This is a genomic window from Burkholderia sp. BCC0405, from assembly GCF_902833075.1.
Classification (GTDB): Bacteria; Pseudomonadota; Gammaproteobacteria; order Burkholderiales; family Burkholderiaceae; genus Burkholderia.
The window spans coordinates 361,685-382,608 of the sequence record NZ_CADFEO010000006.1 but is presented as its reverse complement, the minus strand read 5'-3'; the positions used below and the strand labels follow the sequence as shown (position 1 = coordinate 382,608).

The following is a 20,924-nucleotide window of genomic DNA, read 5'->3' as shown; positions in this document are numbered from 1 at the left end:
TGTTCGCCACGTGCCGCCATGCGCTCGCCGTCCGGCGGGCGCATGGCGCATGGATCGAAACGGGAAGCCCGCCGGCCGGCGAGATCGGCGCAGCGGCGCGTCCGGCGGAACCGGGTTACCGCTCGCTGACCTTCATGCGCGGCAGCCATTCGGCCTCGGCGCCTTGCGTGCCTTTCAGATGGGCGGGAATCGCGTCCTGTGCGTGCGCGCCGAGGCGACGTGCCGCCTCGGTGTCGAGATGCCGGCCGTCGAACGTCGATTGGCGACGGGTAATCATGTTGATGCGAAGACGTTTTGCCGCCATGGTCGGTATTCCTTGAGAAAACGGTACCTCGCCGACTAGCGAAGTCCCATAGTTTTACGCGAGAAAGATGTCGCTGCGATGACGCGGCGCGCAACGCCCCCGCCATTCCATCGCTGCGTCAGCGATCAGCACCCTCCCGTACCGCCAGCCCCCGCGCCTCGAGATCAGGATGGAGCGGCACGGCGGCAAGCAACTCATGATGGACAAGAAGCAACGCTTCGAGTTCAGTGTGCTCGGCGACCGTCAAAGTCCACGCGTCGCCGCTCTCCGCCCCTCCGCTCTCTTACCGTTCCCGGCGGATTTCCGTCTCATCCATCCGGGTGCCGGTCATTCCAGGATTTCATCGAGCAATCCCCCATCGAACATCCGGTGCTCGCGCTGGCGCGCGAGCGTGCGTGATTGACACGGACACTTGTTCTGGAGCCCGATCGATTCGTCCGTCCTCACGCCTGCCTGGCCGTGGCCTGTGCCGCCAGCGCGGCCTGATCGATCCAGCGGATGGCCGGCGCATCCTGCTCGCCCGGCGCGGGCCTGCCGATCAGGAAGCCCTGCACCTCGCGGCAACCGGCAGCCGTGATGCACGCCAGTTGCTCCTCCGTCTCGACGCCTTCCGCGACGGTCGTCACGCCGAGACGCTTGCCGAGATCGGCCACCGTGCGCACGACGGCCGCGCAGTCCGGGCGCGTGACCGCATCGCGCACGAAGCTGCCGTCGATCTTGATCTTGTCGAACGGGAACGCGCGCAGATGCGCGAGCGACGAGAAGCCCGTGCCGAAGTCATCGAGGGCGACGCGCACGCCCATCGAGCGCAGTGCGCGCAGGTCCGCGATGGCCTTGCCCTCGTCGTGCAGCAACGCGGTTTCCGTTACCTCGATTTCCAGCCGGTCGGGCGCGAGGCCCGCGCCGGCCAGCGCCGCAGCGAAGGTCGGCACGATCGTGCCGTGGCCGAGCTGGCCCGCCGACACGTTGACGGCGACGCGCGCGCCGTCGGGCCAGTGCGTCGCCTCCCGGCACGCCTGCACGAGCACGAAGCGGCCCAGCCGGTCGATCAGGCCGCCGCGCTCGGCCACCGGAATGAAGCGGCCCGGCGAAATCCAGCCGGAGCGCGGGTGGTGCCAGCGCAGCAGCGCCTCGCGCGTCGTGATCTGGCGGGTCCGGACATCGACGATCGGCTGGTAGAACACGTACAGCCCCTGGTTCTCGTCCAGCGCGACGCGCAGCTTCGATTCGAGCGCGACCCGCTCCTGCGCGCTCGTTTCCATGTCCGGCGAGAACATCCGGTAGGTGCCCTTCCCGGCTTTCTTGGCCGCATAGAGCGCCATGTCCGCGCGCGACAGCAGCACGCCGGCATCGTTGCCGTGATGCGGCGCCAGCACGCAGCCGATCGATGCGCCGATGCGGAACGGCCGGTCGGGCGACGGCGCGTAGGGGGCGACGAGCGTGTCGACGAGCCGCGCGGCCGCGCCCATCGCACCGTTCGCGTCGGTGTCGCGCAGCAGCACCGCGAATTCGTCGCCGCCGATGCGCCCGAGCATCATCCCCGGCTCCGGGCACTGCCCGCGCAGGCGTTCCGCGACCTGGCGCAGCACCTCGTCGCCCGCCGAATGCCCGCACGCGTCGTTGATCAGCTTGAAGCCGTCGAGGTCGATGAAGAGCAGCGAGAGCACCTTGTCCGAGCGGCGCAGGCTCGCGTCGAATTCGGCCAGGAAGGTTGCGCGGTTCGGCAGGCCCGTGAGCGAATCGTGATGCGCGAGCTGGTGGATGCGCGCCTCCGCCTCGGCCTGCTGCGTGACGATCGACCATGACAGCATCGGGCCGATGTAGCGCCCCTGGGCGTCGCGCACGGCCGAGACCTGGATGTCCAGCACTTCCGGCCCGAGCGGAATGCGGGCGCGATGCGGCAGGTTCGCCGGATCGGCGAGCAGGCGGCGCTGGTGCTGCGGGTGCGGGTGGAAGAAGTCGATCGATGCGCCAAGCACATCGTCCGCGCGGATCGGCAGCAGGTGCTCGATCGAGCGCAGCAGGTTGCGCGATGTCGCGTTCAGGTAGTTGATGCGGAACGTCTCCAGGTCGGCCGTCATCACGGCCACCGGCATGTCGTCGATCATCCGCATCAGCCGCGTCTGCGCCTGCTCGCGCAGGCGGGATTCGGCCTGCGCATCGACGGTGCGCAGGAAGCCCCGGTAGTTGACCGAGATCACGACGATCAGCGCCGCCGACACGAAGAGCATGTTGACCGCGGTGGCGATGAGTGTCGGCTGGCGCGTCGAGAGAAAGAACGCGATGAACGCGACGTTGGCGATCACGGCCACGCTCAGCGCGGCCGTGCGCAGGTACATCAGGCTGAAGATGCAGCCGATCACCGTGATCGCCATGTAGAACGCGACCTGGGCCTTTTGCCACGCATCGCCGTACGGGAACAGCAGCAGCGCCCAGGTGGCGAACGTCACCACGACCGGGATCACCAGCCAGTTCGTGACCGTCAGCGCGCGCACCACGGCGTCCGGCGTCGGTTCCAGCAGCCGGGTGCGGCGCCAGTGCAGCAGCCGCGCGAGCGCCGCGAGCGTCATCGCGGCCGGCATCGCGACCGACAGCCACCACGGCGTGCTGCCCAGGTGGGTGACGGCGAGACTCCAGGTGCTCGAGATGAGGATCAGGTACGACACCGGGATCTGGCCGGCGAATACCCGGTATTGCGCCGCGAGCAGGTCCGGGTTCCGGGCCGGCGCCGCGATGCTTGCCAGTTTTGCCATCCGTGCGTAGAGGATTTTCATGTGAGCCTGCCGGCTGCAACCCGAGGCCGGGTTGCCGTGTCCGGCGTCGAGGGTTACCCGCGCGGGCCCGGGTCGATTTCGGCCTTGACGGCCGATTCGAACGCGGGAACCGGTGTGCGGACGCGGTTGCCGCCGGTCAGCGCGATCTGCCCGCTGCCGACGATTTCGTTGAGTGGTGCGGGCCTGCCGAGCAGGAAGCCCTGTGCTTCGTCGCAGCCTTCGTCGGCCAGCAGCGCAAGCTGGTCGCGCGTCTCGATGCCTTCGGCCAGGATCGGAATGCCCAGGCTCTTGCCGAGCGCGAGCACGGCGCGGATGATCGCGCGATCCTGCGGTTTCGCTTCTGCATCCTCGACGAACGACTGGTCGAGCTTGATACGGTCGAACGGGAACGAGCGCAGCGTATCGAGCGACGAATAGCCGGTACCGAAATCGTCGAGCGCGATGCTCACACCCAGCGCCTTGATCTGCCGAAGCGTGTCGAGCGCGCGCTCGCGGCCGGCGAAGATCGTCGATTCGGTCAACTCCAGCTGCAGGCGCGACGCCGGCAGGCAGGTATCTTCGAGCACGTCCGTCACGAGCGCCGTCAGGTCCGCGTGCATGAACTGCACGGCCGATACGTTCACCGCGACCGCATAGGGCGGCTCCCACGTGGCGGCCCGTGCGCATGCCTCGCGCAGCACCCACGCGCCGATGTCCAGGATCACGCCGTTTTCCTCGGCGAGCGGAATGAACTCGGCGGGCGGAATCGTGCCGAGCGTCGCATGCTGCCAGCGCAGCAGCGCCTCGTAGCCGCGAATCTCGCCGGTCGCGAGCGAAGTCTGCACCTGGTAGTGGACGCTCAGCTGGTTGTCGGCCACCGCGCGGCGCAGGTCGGCCGCGAGGCTGCGGCGCGCGCGGACGATCAGGTCCATCGCCGGCTCGTAGAAGCAGATCGATTGCGTCACGCTGCCCTTGGCGCGGTACATCGCGAGGTCCGCGTTGTTGATGAGGATGGCCTTGGTGGCGGCGTCGTCCGGGTAGATGGCGACACCGAAGCTCGCGCCCGGCATGACCTCGTAGTCGTCCAGCCTGACCGGCTTGTAGAGCGCCGGCTCGAGCCGCTCGAGCAGGTTCGTCAGGCGCGTGTCGCCGTCCATCCGGCAGAGCGCCGCGAATTCGTCGCCGCCGATGCGGGCGACGAATTCGCCTTCGCGCAGCAGGTTCGCCATGCGGCGCGCAAGGATGCGCAGCACCTCGTCGCCGGCGTGGTGGCCGCGCAGGTCGTTGATTTCCTTGAAGCGGTTCAGGTCGATGCCGATCAGCGCGAGCTTCGTGCCGCGCTCTTGCGCAAGCGCGATTTCGAGGTCCAGCCGCTCGTTGAAGCTGGCCCGGTTGGGCAGGCCGGTCAGCATGTCGCTCAGCGCCAGCCGGCGCAGGTGTTCGAGCGATTCGGCCCGCACGTCGCTGTCGATCACATAGCTCACGAGCCCCGTGCAGACAATCACGAGCGACGTGCCCGCGACCGCCAGCGCCAGCGGACGCAGCTCGCCCACGTCGGTCCATGTGCCGTCGAGCATCAGCGGCGTGATGCGCAGCGCGGACATCCCGGTGAAATGCAATGCGAGGATCGCGAGCGACAGCACGCCGGCCATCTGGTTGACCGCGTGCGGCGACGGCCGCATCGCGAGGTGCAGCGCGAGCGCGGCGAGGGACATGGCCAGGAACACCGACGCGACCAGGTAGCCGACGTCCCACGACACGATACCTTCGACCCGCCACGCGAGCATGCCGGTGTAGTGCATCAGCACGATCGCCACGCCGACGATCGCGCCGCCGAGCGCCGGTGCAACCTTGAGGACGCGACAGGTCGTCAGCGAGAAACCGATCGTGCTGCCGCCGACCGCGATGAGCAGCGACACGAGCGTGAGCGGCATGTTGAAGTACACGGGGGCGCCCGCGTCGAAGCCGAGCATCGCGATGAAGTGCGTGCACCAGATCGCCACGCCGGCCGAAATGGCCGTCAGCACGTGCCAGCCGAGCCGCTGCGTGCCGGAGGTGCTCACCGCGCGCTGGAACAGGCGCGCCGCAACCCATGAGCCGCCCCCGCACAACAGTGCGGCAAGCAACACCAGCCAGTGATTGTGCCGATAAACGATGCACCCGAAAACTGTCACCAAAACCTTTCTTCCCCTATCCGTCGCATGGGCTGATGCCGTTCCCGATCGACGCGGCGGGGGCAATGCCGCTTCGATCAGGCGCGCCTTCAAGATATCGGCTGGCGATGAATAAACTGAACGCCACGCGGCTGTGCGCAAACGATTGCCCGGCAGATATTTTTTACGGGGAAATCGTGGAGCGCGGCGGGATGGGGTAGCGGAGGATCGGCCTAGGGTTTACCGATCAACCGGACGGTGTGGGCGATGGGTCGAGCGGTGGGGTTCCGCCGCGGTTCACCGTCAGGTTTTTTTAAGGTGCGCCGAGGATTACCGGGGAATGCGATGCGGATCTTGAGCGAGGACGACGTATTCGTCGTCGCAGCACAGGCGCCCTGCCGCTTGATGCCTGACCGTCTACGCGGCGTGACGCCAAATCGCTGAAACAGGCGGCATCTGTATGGGTATCGGGCCGGTTCCAACGATCGACCGCCTGCCATCGCAGGCGGTCGATCAACAGCTGTCCGTCATGCGCCCGAGTATCGCGTGGCATCGATCGGCGCCACCTCCTCCGACACGCAATGTCGCCACGCGATCACCGGGCTTCAGCGCACTCACGCAAGCTCGGTCAATTCACCCCGACTGCACTCCACGCGCGAGCGACCGTTGCGCTTTCGGCCGAATTCACGCCGTACAGGTCGTTCGCCGCCTGGATCGATGCACGTCGCGCGTTCGGGTAGCTGGAGTTGGCGTTCAGGTACACGGTCAGCGTCCGGTACCAGATCTTGCCGGCCTTCTCGCGGCCCAGGCCGCTGAAGGTCGTGTCGCCGTTGCACACCAGTTGCGCCTTGGTCAGGCCGGTATCGGTCGACGGCACCGTCGGGCCTTCGGCCAGCAGATAGAACAGGCGATTGCCGACACCCGACGTGTAATGCGGATTGTGGCGCGGATTCGACCACGAGAATCCACCGGACGGGTAGCAGCTGAACGAGCGTCCGTCGAGATCCTGCTTGTACATCTTGCGCAGGCCGCCGCTCACCACGCGCGCACCGATCACGTAGTTGCCGGGATCGTTCGGGTTGTTCGCGTAGTACTTCACGAGCGTGCCGAAAATGTCGGACGTCGACTCGTTCAGCCCGCCCGGGTCGCCGGAGTAGTTCAGGTTGGCCGTGGCCTCGGTCACGCCGTGGCTCATCTCGTGACCGGCGACGTCCACTGAAACGACCGGTTTCGGCAGACTGCTGCCGGGCTGGCCGTCACCGTACACCATCACGTGCGAGGACAGCCATGCCGCATTCGCGCCGGTCGTGCCGCTGCCGGTATCGAATACGACGTGAGCATAGCTCTTCACGCCGCGGCCGTCGTTGAAGATGCCATTGCGGTTGTGCGCAGTCTTGTAGTAGTCCCAAGTGAGTGCGAGACCATAATCGATGTCTGCGGCGACGGTCTGCCGGTCGGTGGTCGTGTTGTTGCCCCACACGTTCGTGCTGCTCGTGAAGATCGGCAGGTCGGTCGCCTGTTCGACGTCGTCCGAGGTCAGGCCGCGGCCGTCGTAGACCGAGCCGGAGCCGCGGCTCGGATCGAGCATCCGGTACGCGTTCGTGCCCGTCTGGTCGGTGGTGAGCGTCAGGTTGCCGTAGTACAACGAGCGGCCGGTGCCGGTCGCGGCGGCGGTCTTGATCAGGTCCTGTGCGTCGAGCACGGCGCCCGTGCGCGCATCGACGTAGTACTGCACGGCTTCGCCATGCGCATCGGTCGCCTTGCCGTACACGCGCACCGCATAGGCCAGCGTCGGCGTCACGTCGCGTGCGAACACGACGAGTTCCGCGTCATCGACGCGGCGCACGTCCGAGTTGAAATGCGCGGCAGCGATGCGCTTGACCCGGGCGGCGCCGATGTCGGGTGCGTTGCGGATCACGGAGCGGTCTCCGACCTTGCCGATCGTGCCGGCGAGACTGATCGGCGCGAGCTGGGTCACGCTCGCCTGCTTCAACTGCCCCTTGCTCGAATGAACGACAACGTCACCACCGATCACGGGCAGGCCCGCGTAGAAGCGGTCGAAGCGCACGTGCTCGGTGCCATCGGGATCGACGATCACGTCGCGTACCTGGAACTGATCGCCATCCGTCGGCGCGCTCGCTTGCGGCCCTGCGAACTTCAACGCACGTGGTGTGCCGCCGACCGCGAGACTGAAGGCGGACGGGTTCTGCTGGATCAGTTGCAGGGCCTTGTCGACCGTGGCCGACTGGTCGCCGGCCTGGGCAAAGGCGCTGAGACTCGCGACGGTAATCGCGGTGACGGACAGCAGACGAGACAGTTTCTTCATGTAATCCCCCGGTTATGGATGGGTGATGTTCGAGGAATGCATCAAGTACAAACTTTGATCCAAGACATGTCACGAACCGCAGAGGGATGCTAGAAGGTCATTTTTATAATTACAAGATATTTTCTGATGGATTAATTGTTTCTGTCGCTGGTGTTAATCGAGTCATGATTTGGTGAGGAATTTGAAATGATCTCGTCGGCCGCGATGGCGGCATCGACGCCGTTGCGTCGGCGGGATGTGCCCGGCAAGCCCGGTGTGGCGCGGCAAGGCCGAGTGTGGCGCGGGTTGGGCGGAGCTGACGACGTGACGCCGGAGCATGGTCGCGGAGACTTTTTGCCTTGTTAAATACTGATTTTGATTGTTGCCATTTCGGGTTCGGCGATGCGACTCTTCAACGCCCATTCGATTCCGTTTTTTTAAGGCGCCTTTCAATTCGTAGTAAAAGCCTGACGAACGACGCAAGAGAAAGCGCCTGCTACGAATCTTCGGTTTGAGTGGTACAGCCGATAGTATGCGTGCGCGTGATGTCTTCTCGCATCGGAATGTCCGCGCAAACAGGGGCTATTGTCCTTGCCCCGGTTTGCCGGCGTAGAGGGACTGGACTCGAGATGACCTGCGCGGCGACGAACGACGGGCTCGCCCCGCTACTGCAGACGGGTTGGCGAGGCGAGCCCGGCCATGGCCGATGTTCATTGACGCACCACTGCAGTCGAGCGGCCGCTTCGTGCATCGGGCACAATTGCGGGTTTCCACATTCCACCGAGGTCAAAACCATGCGCTTCGTCGTCGTTGGAACCAGCGGAGCGGGGAAATCCACGTTTTCCAGCGCACTGGCAGCGGCAGCAGGCTGCCCATACATCGAGCTGGATCGACTTTACTGGGGCCCCGACTGGACAGCCGTGCCGCCGGAACAGTTCGAGAACGCCGTGCGGGCCGCGACGGCCGGCGACCGATGGGTTGCCGACGGGAACTACAGCGCCGTGCGCGACCTGCTCTGGTCGAGCGCCACCCATGTGATCTGGCTGAACTTCGGGCGGCGCACGGTATTCTCCCGGGTGCTCTGGCGCACGTTGAGCCGCGGGCTCATGCGTACCGAGCTTTCGCACGGAAACCGTGAGTCGCTACGGATGGCATTCTCCCGTGAGTCGGTGCTGCTGTGGTCTTACACCACGTTCGCAAGGAATCGCGTCAAGTTCGCCGGCCTGCGTGACGACCCGAAGTACGCGCATCTGCAATGGACGGAAATCACCCAGCCTTCGCGTACCCGCGCAGTCATCGACATGCTGATCCGCGCCAGCCGCTGAGCACGGCACATGCGCTGTTGCACCGACGGGACATCACTTCACGGCCGCATTGCCTCCGTCGGCGAACAGCGCCGAGCCGGTCACGAAGCTGGCCATCGGGCTCGCGAGGAACAACGCCGCCGATGCGATCTCGTCGGGGCGGGCGATACGCTTCATCGCGTGGAGCCCGGCCGCCCACTCCTTCTGCTCACGGTCTCCCCCCATCGCGGTATCCACTCCGCCCGGCAACAGTGCGTTTGCGCGAATCCCGCGTGCCGCATAGTCCGCGGCGATGCCCTTCACCAATCCCATCAAGCCGGCCTTGGAAGCACCATACGCGGCCATGCCGGGAAGCCCGACGCTGGTTCCGACAAAGCTGGACGTGAAAACGATCGTCCCGCCTCCGCGCTCGAGCATCGCTGGAATCTGGTTGCTTGCTCCCAGGAACGCCGCCGTCAGGTTGGTCGACAGCGTTTGCTGCCAATCGTCGAGCGAGATGTCGGCGAGCGGCTTGAGCGGCCCGACCGTGCCCGCGTTGTTGATCGCGATGTCGAGGCCACCGAACTCGCGAAGGGCCGTCGCGACGAGCCCTCGATGCGTATCGACGTGACCGACGTCGCCGGCGCATGCGCACGCCTGCCCGCCCTGACGACGGATTTCGTCGGCAACCTGATTCAGCGAGGTTTCGCTTCGCGCATTCAATACGATTGACGCGCCGTGCGCCGCGAACAGCAGCGCGATCGCACGGCCGATGCCGGTCGAGGCGCCGGTGACGATGGCGACTTTTCCTTCGAGCAAGATCATGGTTTTTACATCCCGTGAGTGAAGTTGGTCACGGCAATGTAGATGACTATACGCAGGCAGACACTCCGTTTCTTGCTTTTGAAGTCCTGCGCAACGGCGAACCCCGCATCGGGTTGCGGACGGTGCGGATCGGCCGTGTCGCGTACTGCCGCGATCGGTCGTGGACAGAGATCACCGGGTGCTCTCGCACCCGCGCAGTCATCGACACACCGATCCGCGCCAGCGGTCGAGCGCGGCGCTTGCCTGCGTCAGTCGTCGAACGTGCCGCGATATTCCGGTGCGGCATCCGCGCGCGTGTTCAGCTCGAACATCACGCCGCCCGGGGCGCGACAGAAGAAGCGCGAGCCGCGCCCGTTGTTGAAGACGTCCGTCACCATCTCGACACCCTCATCCCTGAAGCGTTCGAACAACGTGTGAACGGCATCGAGGCTCGGCAGTTCGAACCCGACGTGGAAATTCGTCGGCCATGCCGGTACGTCGTCGCTGACGTGATCGATCACCACGTCGAAGCCCGGGCGCTTGAGGATCCAGGATTTTTCCCAGCTTCCCGCGATCGTAAAGCCGAGGTGCCGCTCGAAGAATCGGGCCGTGGCCAGTGTGTCGGCCGAGGGAAAGCTCAGGTGATTGAGCTTCATGGTTTGCGTCATGGCGGTCATTGCGGGTCTCTGTCATGCGTGGATCGGCGGAGGCCCCATGCCGTTCCGCCCGACGAATTCAGAATACGAGCCGACGCTCACATTCGACAACTCGCATTGGACGCATGCTTCGACCGCGCGCGAACCCGCATGAAATCGAGGGTTGAGGCGAGGTTGCGATCGCCGCGGATCGCGCTACTCGCATTCGGTTGGGATTGGCCGGAGCACCGTCTATCGACGCGTCCTGCCGACGCCATTTTTCCGGTGTTTGCCGTGTGAGACTCGAGCGCAGGGCAAGCGGCGTGGACTGCCGGACGCGCTCGGCGCAGCCCTGTCGATCTTCGCGGCGCATCAAGCGCCGATGGCCCGAGGCAGACCAATCCACCCCGGGCCACGGATTTCCCGCCGGTGCCGGGCATCACAAACACTGCCCGACACCAGCGTAGAACGACGTCAGAACTGGTAACCCGCGCCCACCACCGCGCCGAAGTCCGAACGCGTGTTGCCCGTCACCGACGCCTTGACGACCCAGCGGTTGCTTTCCGTCACGTACGAGTACCCGGCGGCGAAACCCTGCTGGCCGTGATAGTTCGACGTCGCCGCCGAGACCATCGAGCGGCCCGCGCCCGTCGGTTGCGGCAGGCCGGCCACGGCCATTGCCGATGCCACGCCGCCGTACATGTCCTTCTTCAGGTCGTTGAACGAGTTGTACACCTGGCCGATGCGCTGGTCGGTGTAGCCGTTCGCCTGATTCGTCGCGGCCGACAGGTTGTCGTTCAACTGCTGCACGTTCACCGCATCGGTCGGCGCCGTGCCGGCCGCAACGTTCGTGATCTGGCGCTCGCTGCCCTTCGCGCCGACCGAGAACGAATTGTCGCGATCGGCGACGGAGCCCTGGCCGACCGCCACCGCGTTCTTGCCGGTTGCGGTTGCCGTCGACCCGATCGAACCCGCGTCGGCACGCGCGATCCACGTCGTGTTCGCATCGGTCACCGCCGCGCGGATCTGGTCGTTGGCCGCCGCGGTCTTCAGCGCCGAGTTGAACTGGGCCATGTTGACCGCGTCGTTGTCCTTCACGCCCGCCGCGACACCGGTCAGCACGCGGTCGCCCGCGGTGCCGGAGAAATTCACGCTGGTGCCGCCGCTGTCCTTCCCGACCGTGATCGCGCCGTTCGGATCCTGCTGCTGCACGAGGCCGGCCTTGCCGTTCGCGATGTTGGTCACGTTCCCCTGCAGGTTCGTGATATCGGTCGTGTTCTTCGCAACCTGCTGGTTGGTCGCGTAGAGCTGCGAGCCGTTCACCGCGTCCGTGCTGGTGGCGCTGAGCGTCCCGGCCTGCACGTTGGTGATGCGCGTGCCGCCGGCGCCGCCGAGCGTGATCGAACTCTTCGAGCTGTCGTCGTACTGCACCGCGAGCGCGCCGAGCTGGTTGAGACTCGACTGGACGCCCTTCAGCTGCTTCACGTTCACCGCGTCCGTATCGTCGGTGCCGGCGGCGACATTCTTCAGCACGACGGCCGCATTCGCGTCGCCGCCGATGAGCGATACTGAATTCAGCCGGTTGCCGTTCGCGTCGACGTCGTACTTGACGACGTTCTTCACGGCCTCGCCCGCCTGGTTGGACACCTGCGTGATCTGCTGTTCGAGCGACGACTTCACGCCCGACAACTGGCCGCCGTTCACCGCGTCCGTGCTGCCCGCGGCGATGGTGCCGTCGGCCACGTTCGTCAGCTTCGTGGGTGCACCGCCGCGCGCCGCGTTGTACGTGCCGGCCTTCGGGTCGAACTGGAGCGCGTCCTGCTGCAGTCCGGCGATCGCCGCCGTGTTGCCGGCGATGTTCGTTTCGGCGTTGCCGATGCGCGTTTCGTGATTCTCGAGCGTCGTCGTGTTGCTGCCGACGCGGCCGTCGAGGTTCGTGAGCGCGTCGCCGACGTTGTTGAACGAACCGCCGCCGACTTTATAGGCCGGCGCGCCGATCGAGCCGTCCGGATTCGCCGTTGCACCGCCGCCCAGCGCGGCTGCCGTGCCGTCGGTCGCGCGGCGCAGTTGCGCGCCGTTCACCGCGTCCGTGCTGCCGGCCGCAACGTTGCCTTCCGCGACGTTGGTCAGGCGCACCGGGCTCCCGCCGTTACCCGCGCCGAGCGAAACCTGCTTCTTGCTCGCGTCGTCGTACTTCACGGCGAGCGCATCGAGCTGGCTCGTGCCGTCCTGAATCGCCGCGTTCAACTGGTCGACGTTGACCGCGTCCGTTCCGTTCTTGCCGGCCGCGACGTTCCCGATGCGTTGCGGGCCGTTGCCGCCGTGGCTCGCATCGTACGCACCGAGGTTCGCATTCCACAGCAGCGCGTCCTGCTGGAGCGCGGCGATGTTGCCCGTATTCGTCGTCACCTGGGTGCCAAGCGTCGTCACGCTGTTGCCGACGTTCGTGATCGACTGGTTGAGCGTGTCGGTGGCCTTGCCGAGCTGCCCGACGTTCACCGCGTCGCCCGTGGCAATGCCGTCCGCCACGTTGTGCAGCGCGACCGGCGACTGCGCGCCCGTGCCGCCGAACGTCACGCCGCTGTGCGCATCGTCGTCGTACTGCACGGCATTCTTCGTCGCGTTGCCGATCTGGTTGTTGATCGACGTGCTCAGATTGCCGAGCGTCGTGTTGATGTTGTTCGTCACGCTCGTGCTGAGCGACGACAGGCCACCGTTCAGTTGCCCGACGTTCACCGCATCGGTGTTCGCGACACCGGCCGCGACGTTGTGCAACGTCGTGCCGTTCGCGCCGGCGAACGTCACCGAGTCGAATCCGCTCTGGCCGTCGTACTTCACGTTGCGTGCGTCGGCTGCCTGCAGGTTGCTGATATTGGTGGTCGCCGTGCTCAGCGACGTGTTGATGCCGGTGACGCTGGTCTGCAGGTTCGTGATGTTCGACGCCGCCGTCGAAATCGACGTCTGAAGCGGTGCGACGCTGCCCTTCAACTGGCCGACGTTGACCGCATCGGTGTCGGCGACGCCGGCCGCGACGCCGTTGATCGTCGTGCCGTTGCTGCCGTCGAGTGCGATCGCCGCATGCGAATCGTCGGTGTACTTCACGACGTTCTTCGTTGCCGTCACGATGCTGGTGCTGAGGCTGTTGCCCACGCTGGTCACGCGCTGGTCGACATTCGAGATCGAGGTCGACAGCGAATTGCCGACCGACGTCACGCGCGCATCGACAGTGGCGATGCTCGTGCTGAGCGCGCCGTTCACGTTCTTCAGCTGCTGGACATTGACGGCGTCCGTATCGGCCGCGCCCGCCGCGACGTTCTTGAGCTGGCGCTCCTTGCCGATCGCGCCGAACGACACCGCGCCGCCAACCGGCGCGGCCGTGCCGCCGAACACCGGCGTACCGCCATTGTTCGCGCCAACGCTGCCCGAGCCGATCGCCACCTGGTTGTTGTCGTTCGTCTGCGCGCCCGCGCCGATCGCCACGGATTGCGTGCCGCCGGCGCGCGTCTGCGTTGCCGCGTCGTACGCCGCGCCGCTGGACACGCCGTCGCTCGACGTCGGGTTGGCGCCGCCGATCGCAACCGAACGATCGCCGCTGGCGAGCGCCGAGTGGCCGAGCGCGATCGAGCTCGTGCCGTGCGCATCCGCGACGTTGCCGAGCGCCATCGAGAAATCGCCGACCGCGGCCGACTGGCGGCCGATGGCGAGCGCCGTGTTGCCTTGCGCGACGGCTACCGTGCCGATCGCCATGGCCGAGTTCGCCAGCGCCTGTGCGCCGACGCCGACGGCAATCGCGCCGCCGCTGCTGGTGCCGCCCTTGCTGCTCGCATTCGACTGGTCGCCGATCGCGATGCCGCTGGCGCCGGCCTTGGCATTCGTTCCCATCGTGACGTTTGCCGTGCTCACCGCCACGTAAGTCCCGCTCCTGGTCGACACGCAAAGCGGGTTCGTGCCGTCGATGCACTGACCGCTCAGCGCGTTGTCCGGGTTGCCGCGGTCGACGAAATTGTCCGCATGCGCGGCGCCGGCGATCATGACACCTGCACCCGTGAACATGGCGGCGGCCAGCGTCGAAATCTGCTTCCTCTTCATGGTCTTCTGCTCCGTTTTTAGCGTTTGGTTTGAATATGGACTACTTACTTTTATTGAAGACTTCAGCTGCGTTTACGATTGCGACTTCAGTGCGGAACCCGATTCCCATGCCCGGCCCGGGCGTGCCGATGGCGGCACGCCTCGTCCGCCCGTCGCGACGGGACGTTCGAAATCCCGGGCACGCCGCTCGTGTTACGGCCCGTTCCGTTAATTCAGTTAATGCATTAGGAATGCATATCGTTTTATATGGACGAATTCGCCCATCGGATGAATCCGGAGATTCAACCCGCCGTTATGGACACCCCTGATTTGATATCGCGTTGGCCGCGACCAACCCCGCTTCTTTTATTTCATCCACGGCAACCGGATTTGCGCTTGCGCGCAACGGATTTGCGCCCGGATACACATCGACTGATGCCTCGGACCCGAATCGCACAACATCCGTCACAACCCGCCGTGCCTTGTGTTGCTCGGTGCAACCCTGCTTTCAAAGTTCGGACGAATTATGAGACACGATCAAAAATTATTGAAGGCGACATTCTTTATAGATTGTAAAATTCAATAAATTCAATGTGTTGCGTTAAAAATGCTCATCTCGCAAACGATTTCGCGCCGCCAGAATTAATCAAGATGTTTTTCCTGGCGAACAAATACTTTGCCAAAGCGGATCAACGATAATTTCCAGAAGAATGTTTCTACTGAAAAGCCGCCATGCGGTGCGACCGGGTACGGTGGCACGAATGAAAATGGCGGAAATGGACAGGCATCCACGTGCCATACTGCGAATGCAAACCGCAATGCGCGATGAAGATTCCAAAAATTGGAATGAAAAGAATAGAGTCAATGCGTCTGGCAAGAATCTAAATATGCCCCTACAATTCGGCTCGAATCGGTACCGGCAGCCGCGCCCTTTTCGGCGCGCGACGACGGCAACGCTCCACGCCTTTACCGGATCCGTGATCAAAACAAGCCATGCCGACTATTACGCCGACCGGATGTCTGTCGCGTCGTTGGGCGAATCCGAAAATCGATGCGTTTGTGCGTCGCCGTAGAGCGGCTTCCGACGACTATCCGAACCGGGCCGGCCACCCGCAGGAACGCAGCCGGCAGCCATTCCAGAACAGGTGCACGATGCATCCATCGATCTCCGCATTGGGCGACGCCCATATCCTGATCGTCGACGATCAGCCCGACCAGCTTCGCTTGCTGATCGACATCCTGCGCGGCACGGGGTGCCGGATCAGCATTGCGTCCGACGGGCTGCAAGCGTGCCAGCGCGCGCAGGCGCTCATGCCCGACCTGATCCTGATGGATGTCCGCATGCCGCGGATGGACGGTTTCACCGCTTGCCGGCTGCTTGCCGCCGATCCGCTCACGTGTGCGATTCCGGTGATCTTCCTGACCGTGGCTGGCGCGTTGCACGAACGCCTCGAGGGGTTCGAAATCGGCTGCGTCGACTATGTGGTGAAGCCGTTCGAGCCCGCCGAAGTGCTCGCGCGGATTCGCGTGCAACTCGCGCGGGAGAAGCGCGAGCGGCCCGTCGACACGGAAAGCCCGTTCGTGGCCGGCAAGGACGACGACATCATCGTGCGCGCGGCCATCCGCCACCTGGCACGGACGCTGAACGATCCGCCGACGGTGGAGCAACTGGCGCGCGCGGTCGGCACCCACGAAAAGCGTCTGTCACGGGCGTTTCGCGACAATCTCGGCCAGACGGTGTTCGAGTATCTGCGGCACGAGCGGCTGCGGATCGCGCAGGATCTGCTGGACTCGACGTCGCTCAGCATTGCCAGCATTGCGAAGGAAATCGGTTTTTCCACGCCGGCGAATTTCGCGACCGCATTCCGCGAACGTTTCGGCCTCACGCCGACCGAGTGGCGACGCCAGCGTCAGGCCGGCGAGCGCGCCGCGCGTCGGGAACCGCAACGCGACGCGTAGGACCGTTCCGCGCGTTCGCGATTACCAGGTGGTTTTCGCGGTGGCCACCACGGTCCGCTCGTTGCCGAACACACAGACGGCGTACGACTGGCAGCCGCTGACATAGCGCCGGTCGAACAGGTTCGCGACGTTCAGCGCGAACCGCCAGTGCGGCATCTCGTAGTGCAGGGCCAGGTCGGCCAGCGTCACGCTCGGCACGGTCAACGCGTTGTCGGGCGCGCCGGCCGCCGCGCTCTGGTAGCGCACGCCGCCGCCGATTCCGAGGCCCGACAGGGCGCCCGTACGCCAGGTCCAGTCGGCCCACATCGACGCCATCTGCCGCGGCAGCGGCACGGCCACCGGCCAGTGGTTCAGCGACGCGTCGTTCGCCTGCACGTTCTTGACGTCCTGATACACATACGACGCGACGACCGACAGCTCGCGGGTGACCTTGCCGAGCGCGCTCAGCTCGATCCCGCGCGAGCGCACCTTGCCGGTCTGCACGGACGTCGTGCCGGTCGGGTCGAGACTCACCGGTGTCGGCGTCACGACGCTGGTCTGGTCGATCTGGTAGACGGCCGCGCTCAGCATCAGGTTCCTGCCGGGCGGCTGCCAGCGCAGCCCCGCTTCCGTCTGCCTGCCGCGGGTCGGTTTAGGCAGGCCGCCGCCGAACATCCTCACGCCGATGACGGGATCGAACGAGGTCGAATAGCTCACGTACGGCGACAGCCCCGCGTCACCCTGGTAGGTGAGCCCGACGCGCCCGGAGAACGCACTGACGTCCTGCTGCGCCTGCGTGCCGGCCGTCCGGTCGTCGAACCGCGCATCGACGAAATCCTCGCGGCCGCCGAGCGTCAGCGTCCAGCGCTTCCAGCGGATCTGGTCCTGCGCGTACACACCGAACGCGTTCATCGCCGTGTACTGGTCGACGTGGCCGAGCGACGTCGGGCCGGAGAAAATCGCGTCCGTGACGGGCCGGTATACGGGGTGATACAGGTTGAGCGACGGCGCGAGCGCGAGCCACACGCTGTTGGTCGTCGTCTGCCGGTCATATTGCGCGCCGAGCAGCAGCGTATGTTCGAACGGCCCCGCGCCGAAGCGCGCCTGCGCGTGGTTGTCGACATCGAGCCGGCTGTAGTTGAGCTGGAACAGCCCCGCATACCGCATCATGTTGGTGGTGCTGCCGGGCGCCAGGCCGTTGCCGAACACCGTCGCGTCGTCGAGCGACAGGTGCGACCAGCGCACGTCCTGATGCAGCGACCAGATGGCATTCACGCGGTGCTCCATCGCATAGCCGAGCGACTCCTGCTTCTTCCGGTAGTCGTTGAACCCGGGGGCGCCCATGTAGATGTCCTGCGACAGCCGGCCGTTCGGGTTCGGCAACACCGTGCCCGACGCGGGCAGGAAATTCGACGAAATGTCGCCGCTGTCCTGCAGGAACGTCGCCGAGAGCGTCAGCGACGTGTCGGCATTCGGCCGCCAACGAAACGACGGCGCCAGCGCGACGCGCCGGTCGCCGTTCGGGCCGGTTACCGCATTGCCGTCGCGCGCCACCCCGACGAAACGGTACGCGTAGCGGCCGTCCGGGTCGAGCGCATCGCCGACATCGAGCATGAATTGCTTGCGCGCGTCGTTGCCGATCTGCACGCCGGCTTCGCGGACGCGTGCGCCGTCGGCGAGCTTCGTGTGTACGTCGACGATCGCGCCGGGCTCGCCTGCGCCGTACAGCACCGACATCGGCCCGCGCAGCACGGCGATCGAATCGATCGTGTCGGGATCGACACGCCAGTTCGCGATGATGGCCGTATTCGGCGCGGCCACGCCGTCGACATACAGCGTCGGCGTGAAGCCGCGCAGCGCCGCATACCAGTCGGTGCGGCTGTCGGCGCCGAACGTCGCGAATCCCGGCACGTAGCGCAGCGCCTGGTTCAGGTCGGTCGCGCCGGTCATCTCGATCTGCTGCGCGGTCACGAGATTGATCGTTTGCGGGATCTCGGCCACCGGCGTGCCGGTCTTCGTGCCGGTCGTGCTGCGCAGCCCGACGAGCCCGCTCGACGCGCGGTCGGCCTTTCCCGTCACGTCGATCGTCGGCAGCACGGCCGCAGCCGCGCCGGCCGGCAGCGTGGCTGCCGCCCCCGATGCCTGCGCATGTGCGCCGCCTGCTGCCGCCACGTACAACGCGCTCCCGGCGGCAATCGCCCTCGCGCGTCGCGCCGCCCCCGTCCCCGTTACCATCGTTCCATGCTCCGTCGTGCTGGTGGCCGATCCGGCCCGATCGCGGCGCGACGCACCGTCGGCGTCCGCCCCGTGTTGTCTTCTTTGCGATGCTGGTTGCGCGCGCGCCGGCATGCACTGGCCCATGGCGTCGGTCGCGAGCGCAGCGATGATACCGGGCGAACATAACGCAGTCTTTAAAAAAGTGCGGCGGGGTTCGGTGCGTGGAAAGCGGAGCCGGTTCGGCATCGTTCCGGACGGCTTTCGCCAGGCAACACGGATGAAAGACGCGGACGCTAGACTGCGTGCGCCGCCGGCGTGACGGCAGGTTGCACGGCCCTGTGCGCATCACCGGGCTTCGCCGCGTCTTGCCGACCGCACGCGTCCGACGTCGCGGTGTCGTCAGGCCGAGGGGCGGCTTCCCTGTTTGTCATCACCGTCATCACCGAGGACCCTATGCGCCGCATGTCGACCCGACCGCTGTCCGCTGCGTTGCTCGTCGTGGGCTTGCTCTTCGCCACCGTGTCGCCGGCCCGCGCCTGCGACATCCCGGCAGCCGTCACGACGATCGATCCGCCCGGCTACTATGACGACGCCGCCGGCTATGCGCGCGCCGTGAAGCCGATGCGCGATTTCATTGCCCGGCTCAATGCGTCGGCTGACAAGGGCGACTGGTCGTGCGCAGCGAGCCTGCTGGAAAGCTGGGCGCGGGCCGATGCCCTGATGGGCCGAATCGCCGGTTATCAGGGCTACTACGAGCGTTCGTGGGCCGGCACCGACTTCGCGATGGTGATCCTGCGCATGCCGCGCGACGTGCGCGACGCGAACCGCGCGCGGTTCGACACGATCGATCCGTGGCTCGAACGCATTGCGATCGCCACCCGCGATGCGGAGGCGATCAATCATTTGCACAACAACCTCGTGTACTGGGCCGGGCTCGACCTGATCGCCATCGGCACCGTGACCGGCAACTCGGGCCTCGTCGACTCGGGGCTGCTGCGGGTACGCGAAGGCATCCGCGACATCGGCCCCGACGGGGCGCTCGCGCGCGAAGTCAAACGCGGCAACCGCGCGCTGCACTATCACACGTTCGCGCTGCTCCCGCTCGTGTTCGCTGCGGAACTCGTGCAGCGGCGCCATCTCGATCTCGGCCCAGTGCGCGCAAACCGGCCGCTGGCTGTACCCGACGTCCAAGGCGGCGATCCGCCAGCTCACGCGCAGCATGGCGATGGATCTCGCGCCCGACCGCATTCGCGTCAGCTCCGTGTCGCCGGGCTGGACGTGGTCGCGCGTGATGGACGAGATGACGCACGGCGATCGTGCAAAGACCGATCGCGTCGCCGCGCCGTTCCACCTGCTCGGCCGCGTCGGCGATCCGTCCGAGGTCGCGCAGGTCGTGACGTTCCTGTGCAGTGACGCGGCGAGCTTCGTGACGGGCGCCGACCACCCCGATCTTTTTCGCGCCATTTGATTAGTTATACAAATAAATTACCAGGAGGTGGTGAACATGAAACTCGGCTCTCGCATGCTCGTCGTCGCAGGCCTCACGATCGCCGGCATGGCCGCCAGCGCGCCTGCCGGCGCGGCCGACCTGCGGCGGTCAACCTCGGCATGACCAGCTTCCTCGACGGGATGCCGCCGGCCGGCTCAGGCTGGTACGGCACGCAGTACCTGCAGGCCTACACGGCCAGCCGCGTCAACGACAATGCGGGCAACAAGGTCGGGCTGCCGAAGCAGGACATCGACCTGTTCGCGGGGCTCAGCCAGCTCGTCTATCAGTCGCCGCTCACGTTCGCGGGCATGCATCCGGGACTCGACGTGATCCTGCCGTGGATCGCGTCCGCGCGAACCGACGACGGCCTCGGCAACGTCGCGCTGAATGCGCGTGCGGGCTTCGGCGACCTGCTGATCGGCCCGTTCATCCAGTTCAACCCGGTGATGGACGCACAAGGCCCGCGCTTCGCGCAGCGCGTCGAATTCCAGTTCATCGCGCCGACCGGCGCGTACGACCCGTCGCGCGCGATCAATCCCGGCAGTCATTTCTGGTCGTTCGATCCGTACTGGGCGGCGACGCTGTGGCTCACGCCCAAGTGGACCGTATCGTGGCGGCTGCATTATTTGTGGAACGCGGCCAACCACCAGCCGGCCACGTCGCTCGGCCCGGACGTGACGTCGACGCAGGCCGGCCAGGCTGTCCACGCGAACTTCGCGACCGAGTACGAAGTGCGCCCCGGCCTGCGGCTGGGGCTCAACGGCTACTGGCTGCGCCAGACCACCGACATGAAGGAAAACGGACAGGACGTGCCGGGCACGCGGGAGGCCGTGTTCGCGATCGGCCCGGGGGCCATGTACAGCCTCTCGCCGCAGGATCACCTGATGTTCAACGCCTATTTCGAGACCTATGCGCGGAACCGGCCGCAGGGCACGCGGTTGGTGCTGCGGTATGTGCATCACTTTCAGTGACGGC

The 20,924-nt window shown here is 65.9% G+C and carries 10 protein-coding genes and 3 pseudogenes; 5 read left to right on the top strand and 8 right to left on the bottom strand.

Annotated features, from left to right (window positions below; translation table 11 throughout):
* Nucleotides 1-115 precede the first annotated feature (115 nt).
* The 4 genes from HWX36_RS12850 to HWX36_RS12835 form a co-directional block, all read right to left on the bottom strand.
* The gene (locus tag HWX36_RS12850; protein ID WP_175952452.1) at nt 116-304 is read right to left on the bottom strand and encodes a hypothetical protein; all 189 of its coding nucleotides are present in this window, start codon (nt 302-304) and stop codon (nt 116-118) included.
* A 443-nt stretch (nt 305-747) separates the two neighbouring features.
* Nucleotides 748-3,078 carry an EAL domain-containing protein gene (locus HWX36_RS12845; protein WP_175952451.1) on the bottom strand — a complete coding sequence of 777 codons (2,331 nt, stop codon included), beginning with the start codon at nt 3,076-3,078 and terminating at the stop codon, nt 748-750.
* A gap of 53 nt (nt 3,079-3,131) precedes the next feature.
* A complete protein-coding gene (locus HWX36_RS12840) occupies nt 3,132-5,231 on the bottom strand; it encodes an EAL domain-containing protein (RefSeq protein WP_244136403.1) in 2,100 nt (699 codons plus the stop codon).
* A gap of 607 nt (nt 5,232-5,838) precedes the next feature.
* Nucleotides 5,839-7,536, bottom strand: a complete 1,698-nt coding sequence (locus HWX36_RS12835) for a M4 family metallopeptidase (RefSeq protein WP_175952449.1) — start codon at nt 7,534-7,536, stop codon at nt 5,839-5,841.
* A 773-nt stretch (nt 7,537-8,309) separates the two neighbouring features.
* Between HWX36_RS12835 and HWX36_RS12830 the strand changes: the two genes are divergently transcribed.
* Complete coding sequence (locus HWX36_RS12830) at nt 8,310-8,840, top strand: toxin (RefSeq protein ID WP_175952448.1); 531 nt, start codon at nt 8,310-8,312, stop codon at nt 8,838-8,840.
* A 33-nt stretch (nt 8,841-8,873) separates the two neighbouring features.
* On the opposite strand, the gene HWX36_RS12825 is transcribed toward HWX36_RS12830, so the two are convergent.
* From HWX36_RS12825 to HWX36_RS12815, 3 genes are all read right to left on the bottom strand, one after another.
* The gene (locus HWX36_RS12825) at nt 8,874-9,623 is read right to left on the bottom strand and encodes an SDR family oxidoreductase (RefSeq protein WP_175952447.1); all 750 of its coding nucleotides are present in this window, start codon (nt 9,621-9,623) and stop codon (nt 8,874-8,876) included.
* Between the two features lie 248 nt (nt 9,624-9,871).
* The gene (locus HWX36_RS12820; RefSeq protein ID WP_175952446.1) at nt 9,872-10,279 is read right to left on the bottom strand and encodes a VOC family protein; all 408 of its coding nucleotides are present in this window, start codon (nt 10,277-10,279) and stop codon (nt 9,872-9,874) included.
* A gap of 432 nt (nt 10,280-10,711) precedes the next feature.
* The gene (locus tag HWX36_RS12815) at nt 10,712-14,326 is read right to left on the bottom strand and encodes a YadA-like family protein (protein ID WP_175952445.1); all 3,615 of its coding nucleotides are present in this window, start codon (nt 14,324-14,326) and stop codon (nt 10,712-10,714) included.
* Nucleotides 14,327-15,457: 1,131 nt separating this feature from the next.
* Between HWX36_RS12815 and HWX36_RS12810 the strand changes: the two genes are divergently transcribed.
* Complete coding sequence (locus HWX36_RS12810) at nt 15,458-16,264, top strand: response regulator (protein WP_175952444.1); 807 nt, start codon at nt 15,458-15,460, stop codon at nt 16,262-16,264.
* A 21-nt stretch (nt 16,265-16,285) separates the two neighbouring features.
* On the opposite strand, the gene HWX36_RS12805 is transcribed toward HWX36_RS12810, so the two are convergent.
* The gene (locus tag HWX36_RS12805) at nt 16,286-18,478 is read right to left on the bottom strand and encodes a TonB-dependent siderophore receptor (protein ID WP_175952443.1); all 2,193 of its coding nucleotides are present in this window, start codon (nt 18,476-18,478) and stop codon (nt 16,286-16,288) included.
* Between the two features lie 435 nt (nt 18,479-18,913).
* On the opposite strand from HWX36_RS12805, the pseudogene HWX36_RS12800 reads away from it, so the two are divergent.
* The 3 pseudogenes from HWX36_RS12800 to HWX36_RS12790 all read left to right on the top strand — a co-directional run.
* Nucleotides 18,914-19,546: pseudogene (locus tag HWX36_RS12800) on the top strand (alginate lyase family protein); the annotation flags it as partial.
* Between the two features lie 52 nt (nt 19,547-19,598).
* A pseudogene (locus HWX36_RS12795) lies at nt 19,599-19,904 on the top strand (SDR family oxidoreductase); the annotation flags it as partial.
* Nucleotides 19,905-19,964: 60 nt separating this feature from the next.
* Nucleotides 19,965-20,920, top strand: a pseudogene (locus HWX36_RS12790) (transporter).
* The last annotated feature ends 4 nt before the right edge of the window (nt 20,921-20,924 follow it).